Below are 17,583 nucleotides of genomic sequence, written 5' to 3' on the forward strand. Positions count from 1 at the left end.
AACCGAGGCGCGCATTCTACAGCAGCCTCATTTGCTGTCAAGTGATTATTTTCAGAAGCTTTCGAAGATTTCTTCAATAACTTCAACCACTTGCGCTTACGATCTCTCGTTAGCGGGAGGCGAATTCTACAGCGTTACACGCTGCTGTCAACACCTCTTTTTCTCCGCTTTCGACCGAGAAGATCGAACCGTTGATAGAGCCAAATAACACCGCCCTACCAACTCCTTCTGGGCTTCGATGAATTGAAGCCTTTCGCTGCCTGAATCTTCGTAACTTCTTGTTTAACAAGGAGTTTTCAGTTTCGAGTGCGCCGGAAGTGGGGCGAATTATAGACAGATACAATTTGCCGTCAAGCAATAATTACGTTTTTGTTGCAGAGGGGGCTTTTTTCGCAATAAGACGAGGGATCCGGCGCATCACTGGAGGCAAACGCAACATTAAAAGCAGAGCACCTATAGACGCATAGATAGCCCATTCCTTCAGATCAGCCCGCACGATCCACAACATATGCAGCAAACCGAGCCCCAGAATGACATACACCAGACGGTGCAGCTTCTTCCAACGGCTACCCAACCGGCGCTGGCTATAGCGGTTTGAGGTCACCGCAAGCGCCAACAAGGAAATGAACCCCAGCGCACCGACAATAATGTAAGGCCGCTTACGCAGCTCCACTCCCAATTGCGACCAATCAAGCCCAAGGATAAACACGCAGTAAGCCGCCAGGTGCAGAACCACATACGCAAAACACCAGAGTCCCAACTGTCGCCGCACCGCAATCCACCCGGCCCACCCGCTAAACTTCTGCAGCGGTGTCATGCTCAAGGTGATCAATAGCAAGATCAGCGTCCCAAGCCCCAACCGATCCATCAGCACTTTCCCAGGATCAGGCCCCAGCACAGAACGCCATGCTTCATACAGCCAGTAAAACGGCCATATCGCCGCCGCTATAAAAACGCCAATGCGCCAGATGGGATAACGCATCAATAGTTCTTCCGCAAATCGAGACCTGTATAGAGAGAAGCGACCTCATCCGAATAGCCATTGAACATTTGCGTTTCGCGCACATTCGGGCTGAACAAACCGCTCGGCAAGCGCCGCTCCCGCGCCTGGGTCCAGCGAGGGTGATCGACTGTAGGGTTCACGTTTGCGTAGAACCCATATTCGTTGGCCGCAATACTCTGCCAGGTAGTCTTAGGCTGTTCGCTCACCAAGCTGATCCGCACAATGGACTTCACACTCTTGAAGCCATACTTCCACGGCACCACCAAACGCAATGGCGCGCCATTCTGGTTAGGCAACTCCCGCCCATACATGCCCACAGCAAGGATCGCCAAGGGATTCATCGCCTCATCCAGGCGCAGCCCTTCTACATAAGGCCAATCGATCAATCCGAAACTCGACCGCTGACCCGGCATACTCTTAGGGTCCTGAAGCGTTTCAAACCGGATGTACTTGGCATTTGATGTCGGCTCAACCTGCTTTAGCAAAGCAGAGATCGGAAAACCGATCCACGGAATAACCATCGACCACGCTTCAACACAGCGCAAACGGTAGATCCGCTCCTCCAATTGATAAGGTTTCATGAAATCTTCCAAGGCATAACGCCCCGGCTTCGCCACCTCGCCGTCGATGACCACACTCCAGGGTTCGGTCTTGAGTGAGCCTGCGTTCGCCGCCGGGTCGCCCTTGTCAGTACCGAACTCATAAAAGTTGTTGTAGTGGGTAGCATCCTTGAACGGCGTAATAGCCTCGTCCTTTACCGTAACCGCCTGCCATTTGGCTCCCGACAGCTTTTCGGCAAACCAGGCCGGCGCCTTGCCCGGCTCAACATCAGCATAACGCGAAGCATCACCAGCACTGGCCCAACGCGGCAGACCAGTGGCGGCAATGCCGGCCAGCGCACCACCGAGCAAGCTACGACGAGAAAGGTAGAAGGATTCAGGCGTGACATCCGATTCGTGACAATCGGAGGCTTTGGGAAGTTTGATTAACATGGCTACTCCGCAGTGTTGGAGGACTGATGCACCAATAGACTGCGGAGTATGGGGGAAATTACATTAAGGCAACGTTTTGTCCCGACGCAGATGCAGTAAATACTGAATCGGCCCCGAAGCCGCGTAAACCAGGAAGGCCAGCAGCAGAATGCGCGGTGGATCGCTGAAAACTACGGCGAACACCAACACCACTATCAGGATCGCCACGAAAGGCACCCGCCCCTTGAGGTCGAACTCCTTGAAGCTGTTGTACTTGATGTTGCTGACCATCAGCATGCCGGCCGCAGCCACCATCAAGGCGACCAGGAACGACATTTTCGAACCCTGGATGCCGTAGTCGCTGAATGCCCACACGATACCCGCGACCACTCCCGCTGCAGCAGGGCTGGCCAAGCCAATGAAGTAACGCTTGTCGGCCGTTCCCACCTGGGTGTTGAAACGCGCCAGGCGCAAGGCAGCCCCCGCGACATAGATGAAGGCAACCATCCAGCCGACCTTGCCCATATCACCCAGTGCCCAGGCAAATGCCAGCAACGCCGGAGCAACGCCAAAGGCAACCATGTCCGATAGCGAATCGTACTCTGCACCGAAGGCGCTCTGAGTATTGGTCATGCGCGCTACACGACCATCAAGGCCGTCGAGCACCATGGCGACGAAAATCGCGATGGCAGCAAAGCCGAAATACTTGCTGGCACTCGCCGCATCCCCCGCCGCCAGGGCGCTTTGGGCACTCATGGAATTGATGATGGAATAAAACCCGGCAAACAGGTTCGCCGTGGTGAACAGGTTGGGCAGAAGATAGATACCACGATGCCGGACCTTGCGGCCTTCCGCGTCATGCCCTTCTTCGACATGCTCATCGATCGGCAGCAGGCTTTCGGCGTCAGAAGCCTGGTTTGGCTCTTCGGGACGTTCGCTCATGGACTTTACCTTACAACGGTGTGAAAAAAATTCGACAAGTACTTGCGGCGAGTGTTCGCACGCAAAGGATGCAGCTTTATACCAGAACCCGTCCTCCCAAACGAAAAAACGCGGCCTAGGCCGCGCTTTCTCTTGATACATACGACTTAGTTTTTGGCTTTGTCGACGATCTTGTTGGCACCGATCCACGGCATCATGGAGCGAAGTTGCTCGCCGATGACTTCGATACCATGAGCGGCGTTGTTACGACGCTTGGCGGTCATCGAAGGGTAGCCGGTTGCGCCTTCGCTGATGAACATTTTGGCGTATTCGCCGTCCTGAATACGTTTCAGGGCGTTGCGCATAGCCTGACGGGACTCGGCGTTGATCACTTCCGGGCCAGTCACGTACTCGCCGTATTCGGCGTTGTTGGAGATCGAGTAGTTCATGTTGGCGATACCGCCTTCGTACATGAGGTCAACGATCAGCTTCAGTTCGTGCAGGCATTCGAAGTAGGCCATTTCCGGCGCGTAGCCAGCTTCAACCAGGGTTTCGAAACCGGCTTTTACCAACTCAACGGTACCGCCGCACAGAACGGCTTGTTCGCCGAACAGGTCAGTTTCGGTCTCGTCCTTGAAGGTGGTTTCGATGATGCCGGTACGGCCGCCGCCCACGCCGGAAGCGTAAGACAGTGCAACGTTCTTGGCGTTGCCCGACGCGTCCTGGTAGATCGCGATCAGGTCAGGAATACCACCGCCTTTGACGAACTCGGAACGTACGGTGTGACCCGGGGCCTTCGGTGCGATCATGATCACATCGAGGTCGGCGCGCGGCACAACCTGGTTGTAGTGAATCGCAAAACCGTGGGAGAAGGCCAGGGTGGCACCCTTCTTGATGTTCGGCTCGATTTCGTTCTTGTACAGCGTGGACTGGAACTCGTCCGGGGTCAGGATCATGACCACATCGGCAGCAGCTACGGCGGAAGCCACGTCAGTGACTTTCAGGCCATGGGCTTCAGCCTTGGCAACCGTGGCCGAGCCTTTGCGCAGGCCGACAGTCACGTCAACGCCGGAATCTTTCAGGTTGCAGGCTTGTGCATGACCCTGGGAGCCGTAGCCGATGATGGCGACTTTCTTGCCCTGGATGATCGACAGGTCACAATCTTTATCGTAATAAACTTTCATGAGGTTCCTCTATATATCCAGGCCGTAAGGCCATTCGCTAATTTGGGTTAGATGCTGAGTACTTTGTCGCCACGGGCAATCCCGGTGACACCACTGCGTACCGTTTCCAGAATCGAGGCCGTCCCGATCGACTGGATGAAGCTGTCCAGCTTGTCGCTCGTACCGGTCAGTTGAACGGTATAAACGCTGGCACTCACATCGACGATCTGCCCGCGATAAATGTCGGTGGTGCGTTTGATCTCGGCACGTTGAGCACCCGTGGCCTTGACTTTAACCAGCATCAGCTCGCGCTCGATGTGGGCACTTTCCGACAGGTCGACCAGCTTGACCACTTCGATCAGCTTGTTGAGGTTCTTGGTGATCTGTTCGATGACCTCATCGTGACCCACGGTGGTCAACGTCAGGCGCGACAGGGTCGGGTCTTCGGTTGGCGCCACAGTCAGGCTTTCGATGTTGTAGTTACGTTGCGAAAACAGGCCGACAACACGAGACAGAGCGCCGGGTTCGTTCTCCAAAAGCAGGGAGATAATATGCCGCATGATTAAGTACGCTCCGTCTTGTTCAACCACATGTCACGCATAGAGCCGTCTTTGATCTGCATCGGGTAGACGTGCTCGCTGGTATCCACCTGAATATCGATGAACACCAGGCGGTCCTTCATGGCGAACGCCTCTTCCATCTTCGGCTTCAGATCTTTCAAATCCGTGATGCGAATGCCGACGTGGCCATAGGCTTCAACCAACTTGACGAAATCTGGCAGCGACTCCATGTAGGAATGGGAGTGACGGCTGTTGTAACTCATGTCCTGCCACTGACGAACCATGCCCAGCACGCCGTTGTTCAGGCACACGATCTTCACCGGCAGCCCGTACTGCAGGCATGTCGACAGCTCCTGGATATTCATCTGAATACTGCCCTCACCGGTGACGCACGCGACGTCGGTGTCAGGGAAGCTCAGTTTCACACCCATGGCGGCAGGGAAACCAAAGCCCATCGTGCCCAGGCCACCGGAGTTGATCCAGCGGTTAGGCTTGTCGAACTTGTAGTATTGCGCGGCGAACATCTGGTGCTGGCCCACGTCGGAGGTCACAAAGGCGTCGCCCTTGGTCACTTCGCACAGGGTCTCGATCACGGTTTGTGGCTTGATGATGCTGCCGTCACCCTTGTCGTAAGGGAACAGGCCGCGGTCACCGCGCCATTCGTCGATCTGTTTCCACCAACTGGCCACGGACTCTTTGTTCGGCGCTTGGCCGATGTCCTTGAGCGCGGCAACCATTTCGGTCAGTACGCTTTCCACTGGCCCCACGATCGGCACATCGGCCTTGATGGTCTTGGAAATGGACGCCGGGTCGATGTCGATGTGGATGATCTTGGCATTCGGGCAGAATTTGCTCGCGCCGTTGATCACTCGATCATCGAACCGTGCGCCTACAGCCAGAATCACATCGGCGTGGTGCATGGTGAGGTTGGCGGTGTAGCTGCCGTGCATACCGAGCATGCCGACGAACTGACGGTCCGTCCCCGGAAACGCGCCAAGGCCCATCAGGGTATTGGTGACCGGCAGGTTAAGCAGTTTGGCCAGTTCGGTGAGCGGTGCTGAACCGCCCCCCAAAATCACGCCACCGCCCGAGTACAACACTGGGCGCTTGGCCGCCAGGAGCATTTCTGCCGCCTTGCGGATTTGACCCGAATGCCCACGAACGGCCGGGCTGTAGGAACGCAGCTTGGCTTTCTTCGGGAAGACGTATTCGAATTTTTCCGCCGGGTTGGTCATGTCTTTCGGGACATCGACCACCACAGGGCCCGGGCGACCGGACTGTGCAAGGTAGAAGGCCTTCTTCATGACTTCCGGGATTTCCGACGGATGCTTGATCATGAAGCTATGTTTCACGATCGGCCGGGAGATACCGATCATATCGGTTTCCTGGAATGCATCAGTACCCACCATGGTGCTTGGCACCTGGCCGGAAATGATCACCATCGGGATGGAGTCCATATAGGCAGTCGCGATGCCGGTAATGGCATTGGTTGCGCCTGGGCCGGACGTTACCAGTACCACGCCGGCTTTACCGGTGGCACGGGCGTAACCGTCAGCCATATGGGTCGCGGCCTGTTCGTGGCGAACCAGGATGTGGGTAACAGCCGGTTCCTTGAACAGTGCGTCGTAAACATGCAGCAGAGCACCACCTGGGTACCCGTAGATATAGTCGACGCCTTCGTCACGCAAAAAGCGGACGAGCATCTCACCACCAGATAAAAGCTCCACGTTGTTCACCTCTAAAACGCCAGAATACCGTCCGTTGAAAACCGACGGGTCTTAATAGGTTTACTTCTCAACAGAGCATGAGCGACGGTGGTCGCCGACTACGTCAGCACTGACTGAGCAAGTATTGGGATCGTCCCAAGTGTTGCGGGCTTTTCCCACCCAGCGCGAGGTAACGCGTTGCGGGTGTTACAGGTCGGCGCGGATATGCGCCTCATGATCTGCCGAGCGGGCCTGCTTCTGGCAGTCCCGATACAGCGGACTTTGGATTCTTCTGTTTCAGCCCCTTCAAGTCAAGCAATAATTGCGCTTTTTTCCAACTAAGCGCACGAGAACGTAGAAGAAAGGGGTTTGAGGAGGGATAAAACTCGCCTGAATGTCGTCAAGCGGTAGAAATATGCGCAAGACTGCCGGAAAAACCGGCAGTCAGGCAATTAACGAGCGTCGACGATCAGTTGGTCGAACTTTTTCAGCGCATCACGCAAGCCAAGGCTCTCCGACGGCCGATCGGCGTAGACCATGTCGGCCATCTCCAGGATTCCCGACGCGTTGGGCAGCGGCAGATCCTGCTCGAGAATCTGCTTCATGCGCACCAGGAAGATCCATTGCAGCCACTGATGAAAATCCAGGGTATCGACCGAAAAGGGCTCCGTGCTGCCAAGCGCCTCGGCGCTGGGGGGCACTTCGTCCCACCAGCCCTGCACACGCAACTCGCGCTCAATCAGCAGCAGCTGTTCGGCAATCGCGGGAAAACGTGCATCCATCAGAGGCTGACCTTGGCTTTCTGCCGCGCTTGGGCGGCACCGGCGGCATCACCTTGCGCCGCACGCGCATCACCAATCAAAGCCCACAAGTTGGCCTGCAGGTCAGGGCGACCGTTGGCCAGAGTCAGGCCACGACGGGCGAACTGTTCGGCTTGCGGTGCATCCCCCTGGGCCAAACGCACCTGGGCAAGTCGATACAGCACTTGCGGCTCGCGAGGTGCAACACGTTGGGCACGCTCAAGGCTCGACGATGCGCCGTTCAGGTCACCACCGGCCTGCTGTTGCTGGGCGGTGGTCAGCAAAGCCAATACCGGCCCGTCCAGTTGCTCGTCAGCCGACAGGCCGCCGGCATTCGACGATGGAATGCCGCTCGGCGTCGAAGGCGGCATGTTGTAGGTGCCCTGGTTGATCGGTGCGGCCTGGATCGGCGTCGAATCCACTGGGCCCGAAGTGCTCGGCCCTGGCGTCCACGGCTCGGCACTGATCGGCGCCGAGGTAGCGGCTCCGGCACCCGGCACCATGACGACCACGCCCGAATCCTGCGGCACGGCTTGAGGGGCCTGGGCAGGACGTTTGACGACAGTCTGGCGGAAACCGCCGTTGGCCGAAATCCGGTCGTTATTGGAAACGGTCGTGCTCGAATCCACTACGGGAATGGAGCCACGTTGCACACTGGAGCAACCGTTGAGCAAAGCCAGAGCTGTAATAGCTGGAATCCACCACTTGTTCACTTGAAACCCTCTTTGCTTAATTCATCCAGCCCTTGACCCAATCCATCACCGACTCCGCATCAGCAGGCGCACTGCCACCGCACGCGGCGCCAGGTGGTGGCTCGCTGCCGCGAATATACGGCATCTGTACCGCACCCGGACAGTTGGCATCGGAACCCTGGCCGGTGTGCGGATCAATCCATGCCTGCACGATATTGTCCGGCTGCGGCATGTTCAACGGCAGCGGGTCGGCCTTGCGCATGAAACTGGTCCAGACCTGCAATGCACCAGTGGCACCGGTGAACGGCGTTTTGCCGTTGTCATCTCGGCCCAGCCACACCACCGCCAGCACATCCTGGCCGAAGCCGGCGAACCAGCTGTCGCGAGAGTCGTTACTGGTGCCGGTCTTGCCCGCCAGCGTCAGGTTGGACGGCAACACGCTATAGACCGAGCGCCCCGTACCTTCACGCATTACGCGCTGCATGGCGTTCTGAATCAGGTAGATGGAGCCCGCGTCGAAACGCTGCTGGATCTGGAACGGATAACGTTTGAGCGGCTCACCGTCGGCGGTCAGTACGCTGCGAATGCCGCGCATCGGCGTATTGAACCCCCCGTTGGCGAGGGTCTGGTACATCGTGGCCACTTCCATCGGGGTCATCGCACCGGCGCCCAGCAGCATCGATGGGAACGCCGGGAACTCACGGTTGATGCCCAGGCGCCCCAAGGTTTTCAGCACGTTCGGCACGCCCACTTCAAGCCCGAGGCGCGAGGTGGAAATGTTGTAGGAATGCGCCAGGCCTTGATACAGGAACACCGTGCCGTGGGAGCGGCGATCGAAGTTCTGCGGCGTCCATACCTGGCCATCGGCACCCTTGACCGACAGCGGTTCATCCGACAGCCAACTGGTCAGGGTGTATTTGCTTGGTTTCTCCAAGGCCGTCAGGTAGACCGCAGGCTTGACCAGCGAACCGATCGGCCGCACGGCATCCAGCGCACGGTTGAAACCGGCGAAACTGGCTTGGCGACTGCCGATCATGGCCTGGACTTCACCGGTTTCCGGGTTGGTCACAACCATGGCCGCTTCCACTTCATCCGAGCCCTTGCGACCGGTCAGGCGCTTGAAGGTGTCATTGACGGACGCTTCGGCCTTCATCTGCAGAATCGGGTCGAAACTGGTGAAAATCCGCAAGCCTTCTTCGGTCAAGTCTTCGTCGCGGTAGTCTTCACGCAATTGGCGTTTGACCAGGTCGATAAAGCCTGGGAAGGAACTGTCGGCAAGCTTGCCGCGAGTAGTCACACCCAGTGGCATTTTCTTCGCCGCAGCCACCTGCTCGGCGGTAGCGACGCCCTGCTGTTCCAACACATCGAGCACCAGGTTGCGGCGCTCAAGGGCGCGCTCCGGGTTACGACGCGGGTTGTAATAGGAAGGCCCTTTGACCATCCCCACCAGCAACGCGACTTGATGCAGCTTCAATTCGGACAACGGCTGGCCAAAGAAGAACTGGCTGGCCAAGCCAAACCCGTGCACAGCACGCTGACCATCCTGGCCGACGAATACTTCGTTGAGGTACGCCTCAAGGATTTCCTGCTTGCTGTAGTGCAGCTCCAGCAACATCGCCATCATGGCTTCGGTGAGTTTGCGGGTCAGGCTGCGCTCGTTGGTCAGGTAGAAGTTCTTGACCAATTGTTGCGTGAGCGTACTGCCGCCCTGAGTCATCTTGCCGCCGGACGTGTTGACCCAGATGGCACGGGCAATCGACTTGGGCGACACGCCCCAGTGGCTGTAGAAGTCGCGGTCTTCTACCGCAACCAGGGTTTCCAGCAGATACGGTGGCACCTGATCGAGCTTGATCAGGATGCGATCTTCAAGGTTTTTCGGGTAAATACCGCCGATCAACAGCGGTTCCAGGCGGACTACAGGCAGTTTCGAGCCATTGAGCGACGAAAGCTCGGCCACATAATCGCCGGAGAAGCGCACGCGCACCGGCTGGGCTTTTTCCAGGCCCTCATAGAACTGGAAGCCACGGGTATTCAAGTCGACGGTATTGCCACTGACGGCAGCCGCACCCGGGCCATTGCTTACGGGTTCGCGACGATAGCCCAGCGCATCGAGCTCAGTGAGGAAGTCATCCTTGCTCAGCTTCTGGCCGGTGAACAACTCCAGCGGGCGAGCGTATACCTTGGCCGGGATGGTCCAGCGCTTGCCGGAGAACTTCTCCTGAACCACAGCGTCGAGGTACACCGCGAAGCCGGCAAGCACCACAAGGCCTACCAGGCTGAGCTTGAGCGCCCAGCCCAACCAGGGACGCAGGCCGCGGGAAGGAGGTTTTTTACGGGAACGGGGAGATCGGGTTCGAGTCATGGCGGCGGATTATACGCACTTTATTGATGATCAACATGAGCCGGACAGCGGTTTGCACGACCGGCTGTAGCCGCCATAATGCCTGCCATGATTTCTCCCAGACTTTGAAGGATCGCCCGTGAGCCAGTCCCTGATCGCTGCCCTGCAAAACCCGGCTTTATACCCTCACCCGGTTGAAGCGTTTCAAGTCATCGAGACCCATATTTCCTGGGTGATACTGACCGGCGCTTATGCTTATAAGCTGAAGAAACCGATGAACTTCGGTTTTCTGGATTTCACCAACCTGGCTGATCGCGGCCACTTCTGTCGTGAAGAACTGCGCCTCAACCAGCGTCTGACCAAAGATTTGTATCTTGAAGTGTTGCCTATCACCGGTACCGCTGACGCCCCGCAAATCGGCGGCGACGGCCCGGTGATCGAATACGCGCTGAAAATGCGCCAATTCCCGCAAAGCCAGATGCTCAGCACGTTGCAGGCGAACGGCGAGCTGACCAGCGCGCACATCGATGAAATGGCCCGGCAAATCGCGCACTTCCACCTCAACGCGCCGAAAGTACCGCAAGACCACCCTGCCGGCACCCCGGATGAGGTAATGGCACCGGTACGCCAAAACTTCGAACAGATCCGCCCGTTCCTCAGTGACAAGGCCGACCTGGTTCAACTGCAAGCGCTGCAAGCCTGGGCCGAAAGCAGCTTCGAACGCCTCAAACCATTGCTGGCACAACGCAAGCTTGATGGCTTCACCCGCGAATGCCACGGTGACATCCACCTGGGCAACGCCACCTTGATCGATGGCAACGTGGTGATCTTCGACTGCATCGAATTCAATGAACCGTTCCGCTTCACCGATGTGTACGCCGACACCGGCTTCCTGGCCATGGACCTGGAAGACCGCGGTCTCAAATCCCTGGCCCGACGTTTTATCAGCCAGTATCTGGAATTGACCGGCGATTATCAGGGCCTTGAAGTCCTGAACTTCTACAAAGCCTACCGGGCCCTGGTACGCGCCAAGGTTGCGCTGTTCAGCATGCCGAGCGAAGCCGACCCGGTGCAACGCGCTACCACCCTGCGCCAGTACCGTAACTACGCCAACCTGGCGGAAAGCTACAGCACTATTCCGTCGCGCTTCCTGGCAATTACCCATGGCGTTTCGGCCGTCGGCAAAAGCCACGTCGCCATGCGTCTTGTTGAAGCCCTGGGTGCGGTGCGCCTGCGTTCGGACGTCGAGCGCAAGCGCCTGTTTGGTGAGCAGCAGATTGAAAACACGCCGCAGGCCGGAATCTATAGCCAGGACGCCAGTGCTGCGACTTACGCGCGCCTGAACGAAATCGCCAACACTATATTGCGCGCGGGCTTCCCGGTGGTGCTCGATGCCACTTTCCTGAAGCGAGAACAGCGTGACGCAGCCGCCAAGATAGCCGAAGCCACGGGCGCGCCTTTCCTGATTCTGGACTGCAATGCACCACAGGCCGTTATCGCCAACTGGTTGGCGCAACGTCAGGCAGATAAAAACGACCCGTCTGACGCAACACTCAGCGTTATTGAAGAACAGCAAGCCCACCGCGAACCGCTGACTGCCGAAGAACTGCTCCTGAGCAAACGCGTAGAAACCAATGAGAGCGGAACGCTCGACGCACTCGTGGCGCACATTCGCCAGCGCCTGCCCGGCCTGTAAGAAATATTTCTTGGTCGTGTCACCGACCTACGGTGCACGGCCAAGCAATAGTGGCACTATAATGGCAATATAAATCTAATCGGAGTCGCCATCATGAGTCAGCCCAAGCTTCTTGATACTCCGCTCTTCGCTCTCCTGCATAAAGACGATATCCGCGGCTTTAACCAGGAGCGCCCCAAAGAGGGTGTCATCAACCTGCGCGGTGGCGACTTCCGAGGGCTGGACCTGCGCGACCTGAACGCCACCGACGTGGACTTCACCGATGCCTACTTCCGCTCGGCCGACCTGCGCGGCCTGGATCTACGCGACTGCTCGCTGGAAGGTGCCAGCCTGGCGCATGCGCAGATCTCCGGCACCTACTTTCCAGCCGAATTGACCGCTGATGAAATCCTGATGTCCGTCAACTTCGGCACCCGGCTGCGCTACCGCACCAAGTAACAGCGCCTGCCCCCCCCCCCCCCCCCCCGGCACGCCCTCAAGCGCGCCGGTAGTCCTCGCCTGCTTGTGGCTGAAGCGTGTTCGTCACTCTTATAGCTTTTCAGCCGTTTCTGCCCAATGAACTACGCTTTTCCTACTGAGCGCTACACTCCTTTCAGGCTTGCCTGGTCACGATACCCACCGCACCATTCGGCCGTCGCAAGGAGGCTTGATGAACGATGAGCTGCAACACCTGAAAAACCTCGGCAAGACCTCCGCGCAATGGCTGCATGCAGTGGGTATCCACAGTGCGTCGGATTTGCGCCGCCTGGGAGCGGTTGATGCCTACCGCGCCGTGCGGACTCGTGGCTTCCGGGCCTCGAAAGTACTGCTGTATGCAATCGAAGGTGCATTGATGGATGTGCACTGGAACGACATCCCCGCGGAGCGCAAGGAAGCGTTGAACCGTCAGTTGGATGCGATTTCAGCGCGCCAGAAAAATTAGATCGGCCACAAACCCCAAGGTTTACAAGCGTTCCAAACAGCTGTTTGAGAAAATTCGATAGGCAGCCAAAACAACTGTTGACTCACAAATGAGAATCGTTATGATTATCACAACTGGTCGCGAGATCAGCCGATAACTGAAAGACCCTTGGTTCGGACTCTCAGATTATCTCCTCATCAGGCTAATCACGGTTATTTGACCCGGCTCTTGCCGGGTCTTTTTTTGCCTGATAAAAGCCGCCTGTGAGAAGCTGCTTTCAGCGCGCAATTATCAACGGATGCCCAAGCTCCGGATGCGGCTGAACCAGCACATCCAAGCCAAACACAGCCTTGAGCAATTCCGGCCGCAACACGTTTGATGGCGTGTCCAAGGCCTGTGGGCAGCCGTTTTCCAGCAACAGGATACGATCGCAGTAGCGAGCCGCCAGGTTCAGATCGTGCAGAATCACCAATACGGCCGCCCCTCGATCGGCAAAGCGGCGGATGGCCTGCAGCGTCGTGTGTTGATGCAGAGGGTCCAGCATCGATGTCGGCTCATCCAGCAGCAAGGTTTGACCCGCTTCGCCCGGCCATAACTGCGCCAGCACTCGTGCCAGGTGCACACGTTGACGCTCGCCGCCGGACAACGCCAAATAGCTGCGACCACTCAAATGCCCGACGTCCGCCGCGTGCAAGGCTGCGGCGATGATTTCATCATCGCGCACCCGTCCGGTCTGATGGGGCAAGCGCCCCATGCCGACGACCTCTTCGACACGGAAAGCGAAGTCCAGGCTCGACGTCTGCGGTAACACTGCCAAACGCTGCGCACGCTGTGGGCCACTCCAATGCGTCAACGCCTGCTCAGCCAGCCAGACGCTGCCTTGGTCCGGATGCAGCTCCCCGCACAATGCCCCAAGCAAGGTACTTTTACCGGCGCCGTTGGGCCCCAGCACACCGAGCACTTCGCCCGGCAACAGATCCAGCGTGATATCCGTCAGCACCATCTTGCGCCCGCGCCGAATCTGCAACCCTTCCACACGTAGCATCAGGCGCGCCCCCGCAACAACAGATATAAAAAGAACGGTGCGCCAATGAACGCGGTCACGATACCGATCGGCAGCTCTGCAGGTGCCAAGGCCAGGCGCGCCACCAAGTCCGCAAACAGCAGCAAACTTGCGCCTGCCAGTACCGAGGCCGGCAACAACACCCGATGGTCCGGGCCCGCCAGCAACCGCACCAGATGCGGCACTACCAGGCCGACAAAACCGATCATCCCCGCCGCCGCTACCGCAGAGCCCACACCCAGCGCGGTGCAGAACACCAATTCGCGCTTGAGCCTTTCAACATCAACCCCAAGGTGACTGGCCTCTGACTCACCCAGCAATAATGCATTCAATGCTTTCGCCCGGCGCGGCAACCACAGCGCGACACCGACACTCACCAACAGCACCGGCCACAACCGTGAATAGCTCGCGCCATTGAGACTGCCCAAGTTCCAGAACGTCAAGGTGCGCAAGGTGGCGTCATCCGCCAGGTAGGTAAACAGCCCCACTGTCGCAGTGGCCAAGGCAGTCAACGCGATACCTGCCAACAGCATTGTTGCGACGTTTGTTTGACCGTTGCGCCGCCCCAGGCGGTAGACAATAGCGGTCACTCCCAAACCACCAAGAAACGCAAAAAGCGACAGTAAATAAGGTCCGAGAGCCTCGGGCAACGAGCCGAAAAAAGCACTCCCGACAATCGCGATCGCCGCGCCCAGTGCAGCGCCACTGGAGACTCCGACCAAGCCAGGATCGGCCAGCGGATTACGAAACAGCCCTTGCATGGCGACACCCGACAGCGCCAACACGCCGCCCACGGCGAGACCAAGAAGCGTACGCGGCAAACGAATTTGCCCGAGGATCAATTCAGCCTGTTCCAGACCTTGCCCATCGATGGGCAAGCCGAGCAGACGCAATGCCGCCCTCAACGTATCCATCAAAGGCAAGCTGACCGGCCCAAGCGCCAAAGACAACCAGAACGCCACTACACACAGCAAACCAAGAAGGATAAATAAAGCACGGGGCTTGACTAATACAGTCATGGAGCTGGTTCGGCCTGGGCAGGATAGAATCCTGCGGATAGCAACATCAGACTATGCGGCAAACGCGGCCCCAAACCGCCCACCAACAATGTCGGATCCAGTTCGATCACTCGTCCATGCATGGCCGCCGGGGTCGATCTCAGGATTGGATTCTCTTTGAATAATGCTGCTTGCGCCTCCTCACCGGTCAATGCGCGGTCGGCAAACACCAAGACGTCAGGGCTCAATCCTGCCAAGGACTCCACCGAAAATGGCTTGTAGCCGGTATGCGTAGCCAAATTGTTGCCACCGGCATGCTGCAATATCCAATCGGCCGCTGTATGTTTGCCCGCGATAAGCAGTTTACCGCCCGAATGTCCGAGCAGCAGCAGCACCCCAGGTGCACTCACTGCGGTTTGCGCCTTGGCCACCCAGGATTTCTGACGATCCAACTGCTGTTGGAAATCTGCAAACAGCAACGTAGCCTTGGCTTCGCTGCCTAACAAGTTGCCCAAGCGCTTCAAATTGGCCTGCAAAGCCAGGAGATCCGGCTCGGCGGAAAACAACTCCACCCTCACACCAGCACCACGCAGTTGCGCCAATACGGGCGGCGGCCCCATCTCCTCGGTACCGACGAGGATCTGCGGGCGCAGGCTGAGAATGCCTTCAGCCGACAGCTGCCGCTGGTACCCGATACTCGGCAACGCCTTGAGCGACTCCGGATGCTGGCTGGTGGTGTCGACACCCACTAATTTGGATTCAGCCCCCAGAGCTACGACCCACTCGGACAATGCGCCGCCCACGCTCACCAAGCGTAGAGGCACTTGCCCAGCCTGCGCCAAAGGGTTGAGCAGCAATCCCACGACAAGTGCAATAGCGCTGGCGCTTAGGCGCATAACAGGGTTTCCTTAATGGCAGTGCGGATGATTCGCTCGACAACGTGGCAATTGAGTCATACCCGTCACGGTGAAACGTAGAATGACTAACGCCAACGCATACATTTGATAATTGTTTGCATTTAAGGTCAAGCGGCACGCTTAGGGGCGAGCAGCTTTAAGGCAAAGGCCGAGCGGTCGTACCAGAGGATAACTATGAGGTTCGTTTGCCCATCCGATGTGCTCGCGCAAAACGCCAGCCTCGGCTTCGATATAGATGGCCAAAAGCTGTTTGGGGTGCGCCGGGAGGGTACCGCCTACTTTTACGTCAATCGCTGCCCACATCGCCGCGTGCCACTGGAATGGAAGCCCGACCATTTTCTAGACCAAAGTACCAGTTTAATCCAGTGCGCCACCCACGGTGCGCTGTTCCTGATAGAAACCGGAGAATGTGTCTCCGGCCCTTGTGTTGGTCAAAGTCTAATCGTCCTGCCCAGCAGGGAGGACGAAAAGGGCTTATGGGTGCAGATATAACTTGATCGGATAAGCTTAAACAAACTACTCAACCAGGCTGATAATTTATTTTATTTCACTGAAGTACTCTGCCAACATTTCAATTTTCTCGTCATCAATATCTTTCATGATTCGGTTCATCACCGTACCGGACAAGACCTTTTGCTTGTAACCTTGCATCGTAGTACGAAGAAACTCTTTCGAGCGCCCTTGCAATGGGGGAATATTACCAGCCACCCCGCCTCGCCCTTCAAACCCATGACAGTTAACGCAACCATTACTCGTCATGACACCGGCGAAATTTTCATCTGCCACTATTGTATTGGCACAAAGAAAAAACGGCAAAATCATTAATCTGCTGTTGAATATCAATCTATTACATCCTTGTACAGTGATTAAACTATCAAGACCTCACCAAGCAAACGTCATACCTGCCTGAACAACCCCCTATATCAATCGCACAAAACAAAAACCAGAAAATCGAGCCGATTATAAAACCAAAACACGAACTGCAGTCTAAACAACAGCGCACGACCAAAACAAGGCGCTCCATATAAACACTGTTTAATTTATCGTGCCAAATCTCATAACGTCAAGGGCAGCAACCACCACAGAAGCGTCGGCCAGAAGTGTATCAATAGCGAATTATACGCATTGATAGTCACCGCAAATGATCACCAGATCTATACACACAAAATGAATTTGCACAGATACACATTCTGAAACACCTTAAAACTTGCCGATCATAAACGCGTTAGCTTTAACTAGCGACCAGCCTAAAAATTTTGCAATGATTAAGACAAAGCAATTTAATTAGGCCGCACATCACCATCGAATAATGCAAGAACGCGGAAAGGGAATTTCATGAAACGACGCATGACGCTGTCTTTAATATCAATCGCACTCAGCCTCGGTGCCACTCAAACCATCGCCGAAAATAGTCTGGAAAACTTAGCGCCTCAAAAAGCTGTGGTCATAGTGTTCACTCCCCCTACAGGCATGGAAAAAGAATTCCTTGAATCTTTTACAAAAGAGCAAGCCGCGAATTTTTCAGCGCACGGCAGTCGCGACAAGAAAACGACTGAGTCCATCAACCTCATTCCGACAAAATTAGGTGAGCCGTTAATTCATATCACAATCCTCAAAGATAAAGCGACCTACGAAAAAACCTACCAAGCATTTGGCCCAAAAGAAAACAGGGGCGCTTATGTGGGCAAGCATTCGGAAAAATACGGCGACCTGAACATCCCTAAAGTATACTTGCAAAACTCGCAATCTTACTTTGCAGATGTCGTCAGATAAGCTCCTCTTCTTTTCCCCATATAAAGATTCGCTGCCTTGTTCAATCAAGAATGCTTAAACCGGCCTTTAACCCGATTA

General features: G+C 56.5%; 18 protein-coding genes. 5 read left to right on the forward strand and 13 right to left on the reverse strand.

Features of this window, described 5'->3' with window-relative positions; genetic code table 11:
- Positions 1-361: 361 nt before the first annotated feature.
- The 9 genes from msrQ to mrcB all read right to left on the reverse strand — a co-directional run bounded on the left by msrQ (position 362) and on the right by mrcB (position 10,178).
- Positions 362-982 (reverse strand): protein-methionine-sulfoxide reductase heme-binding subunit MsrQ, encoded by a 621-nt coding sequence (msrQ, locus tag DK870_RS07375; protein ID WP_161548355.1) that lies wholly within the window; start codon positions 980-982, stop codon positions 362-364.
- A complete protein-coding gene (gene msrP / locus DK870_RS07380; protein WP_104995982.1) occupies positions 982-1,995 on the reverse strand; it encodes a protein-methionine-sulfoxide reductase catalytic subunit MsrP in 1,014 nt (337 codons plus the stop codon). Before msrP ends, msrQ begins: the two co-directional genes overlap by 1 nt.
- A gap of 63 nt (positions 1,996-2,058) precedes the next feature.
- Positions 2,059-2,916: a CDP-diacylglycerol--serine O-phosphatidyltransferase gene (pssA, locus tag DK870_RS07385; RefSeq protein WP_060752232.1), complete on the reverse strand. Its 858-nt coding sequence runs from the start codon at positions 2,914-2,916 to the stop codon at positions 2,059-2,061.
- A gap of 146 nt (positions 2,917-3,062) precedes the next feature.
- On the reverse strand, positions 3,063-4,079 hold the full coding sequence (ilvC, locus tag DK870_RS07390) for a ketol-acid reductoisomerase (protein WP_060752233.1): 1,017 nt from the start codon (positions 4,077-4,079) through the stop codon (positions 3,063-3,065).
- Between the two features lie 47 nt (positions 4,080-4,126).
- Positions 4,127-4,618 (reverse strand): acetolactate synthase small subunit, encoded by a 492-nt coding sequence (gene ilvN, locus DK870_RS07395; protein ID WP_003176102.1) that lies wholly within the window; start codon positions 4,616-4,618, stop codon positions 4,127-4,129.
- A 2-nt stretch (positions 4,619-4,620) separates the two neighbouring features.
- Entirely contained in the window at positions 4,621-6,345 is a 1,725-nt protein-coding gene (locus tag DK870_RS07400; RefSeq protein ID WP_090365838.1) for an acetolactate synthase 3 large subunit, read from the reverse strand.
- A 431-nt stretch (positions 6,346-6,776) separates the two neighbouring features.
- Positions 6,777-7,106, reverse strand: a complete 330-nt coding sequence (locus DK870_RS07405; RefSeq protein WP_104995983.1) for a YqcC family protein — start codon at positions 7,104-7,106, stop codon at positions 6,777-6,779.
- The gene (locus DK870_RS07410) at positions 7,106-7,837 is read right to left on the reverse strand and encodes a hypothetical protein (RefSeq protein WP_060752235.1); all 732 of its coding nucleotides are present in this window, start codon (positions 7,835-7,837) and stop codon (positions 7,106-7,108) included. The genes DK870_RS07405 and DK870_RS07410 overlap by 1 nt, the downstream gene beginning before the upstream one ends.
- A gap of 16 nt (positions 7,838-7,853) precedes the next feature.
- Complete coding sequence (mrcB, locus tag DK870_RS07415; RefSeq protein WP_104995984.1) at positions 7,854-10,178, reverse strand: penicillin-binding protein 1B; 2,325 nt, start codon at positions 10,176-10,178, stop codon at positions 7,854-7,856.
- Between the two features lie 118 nt (positions 10,179-10,296).
- Here mrcB and DK870_RS07420 point away from each other — a divergent pair, with 118 nt between their 5' ends.
- The 3 genes from DK870_RS07420 (at position 10,297) to DK870_RS07430 (ending at position 12,775) form a co-directional block, all read left to right on the forward strand.
- Positions 10,297-11,853, forward strand: coding sequence for a bifunctional aminoglycoside phosphotransferase/ATP-binding protein (locus DK870_RS07420; RefSeq protein WP_161548356.1), 1,557 nt, complete (start codon positions 10,297-10,299; stop codon positions 11,851-11,853).
- Positions 11,854-11,946: 93 nt separating this feature from the next.
- On the forward strand, positions 11,947-12,291 hold the full coding sequence (locus DK870_RS07425; RefSeq protein ID WP_161548357.1) for a pentapeptide repeat-containing protein: 345 nt from the start codon (positions 11,947-11,949) through the stop codon (positions 12,289-12,291).
- A gap of 211 nt (positions 12,292-12,502) precedes the next feature.
- Positions 12,503-12,775: a TfoX/Sxy family protein gene (locus DK870_RS07430; protein WP_010562703.1), complete on the forward strand. Its 273-nt coding sequence runs from the start codon at positions 12,503-12,505 to the stop codon at positions 12,773-12,775.
- 256 nt (positions 12,776-13,031) lie between these two features.
- On the opposite strand, the gene DK870_RS07435 is transcribed toward DK870_RS07430, so the two are convergent.
- The 3 genes from DK870_RS07435 to DK870_RS07445 are packed head-to-tail and all read right to left on the reverse strand — an operon-like array spanning position 13,032 to position 15,711.
- A complete protein-coding gene (locus DK870_RS07435; RefSeq protein ID WP_161548358.1) occupies positions 13,032-13,799 on the reverse strand; it encodes a heme ABC transporter ATP-binding protein in 768 nt (255 codons plus the stop codon).
- The gene (locus DK870_RS07440) at positions 13,799-14,836 is read right to left on the reverse strand and encodes an iron ABC transporter permease (RefSeq protein ID WP_161548359.1); all 1,038 of its coding nucleotides are present in this window, start codon (positions 14,834-14,836) and stop codon (positions 13,799-13,801) included. The genes DK870_RS07435 and DK870_RS07440 overlap by 1 nt, the downstream gene beginning before the upstream one ends.
- Positions 14,833-15,711 (reverse strand): hemin ABC transporter substrate-binding protein, encoded by an 879-nt coding sequence (locus DK870_RS07445; RefSeq protein ID WP_090365822.1) that lies wholly within the window; start codon positions 15,709-15,711, stop codon positions 14,833-14,835. The genes DK870_RS07440 and DK870_RS07445 overlap by 4 nt, the downstream gene beginning before the upstream one ends.
- Before the next feature lie 195 nt (positions 15,712-15,906).
- Between DK870_RS07445 and DK870_RS07450 the strand changes: the two genes are divergently transcribed.
- The gene (locus tag DK870_RS07450) at positions 15,907-16,224 is read left to right on the forward strand and encodes a Rieske 2Fe-2S domain-containing protein (RefSeq protein WP_090365820.1); all 318 of its coding nucleotides are present in this window, start codon (positions 15,907-15,909) and stop codon (positions 16,222-16,224) included.
- Between the two features lie 45 nt (positions 16,225-16,269).
- Here DK870_RS07450 and DK870_RS07455 read toward each other — a convergent pair whose 3' ends face one another.
- The gene (locus tag DK870_RS07455; protein WP_143038179.1) at positions 16,270-16,575 is read right to left on the reverse strand and encodes a c-type cytochrome; all 306 of its coding nucleotides are present in this window, start codon (positions 16,573-16,575) and stop codon (positions 16,270-16,272) included.
- Positions 16,576-17,067: 492 nt separating this feature from the next.
- Between DK870_RS07455 and DK870_RS07460 the strand changes: the two genes are divergently transcribed.
- Positions 17,068-17,505: a hypothetical protein gene (locus tag DK870_RS07460; protein WP_161548360.1), complete on the forward strand. Its 438-nt coding sequence runs from the start codon at positions 17,068-17,070 to the stop codon at positions 17,503-17,505.
- Positions 17,506-17,583: the final 78 nt, after the last annotated feature.

Source organism: Pseudomonas sp. Q1, assembly GCF_009935975.1.
Taxonomy (GTDB): Bacteria; Pseudomonadota; Gammaproteobacteria; order Pseudomonadales; family Pseudomonadaceae; genus Aquipseudomonas; species Aquipseudomonas palleroniana.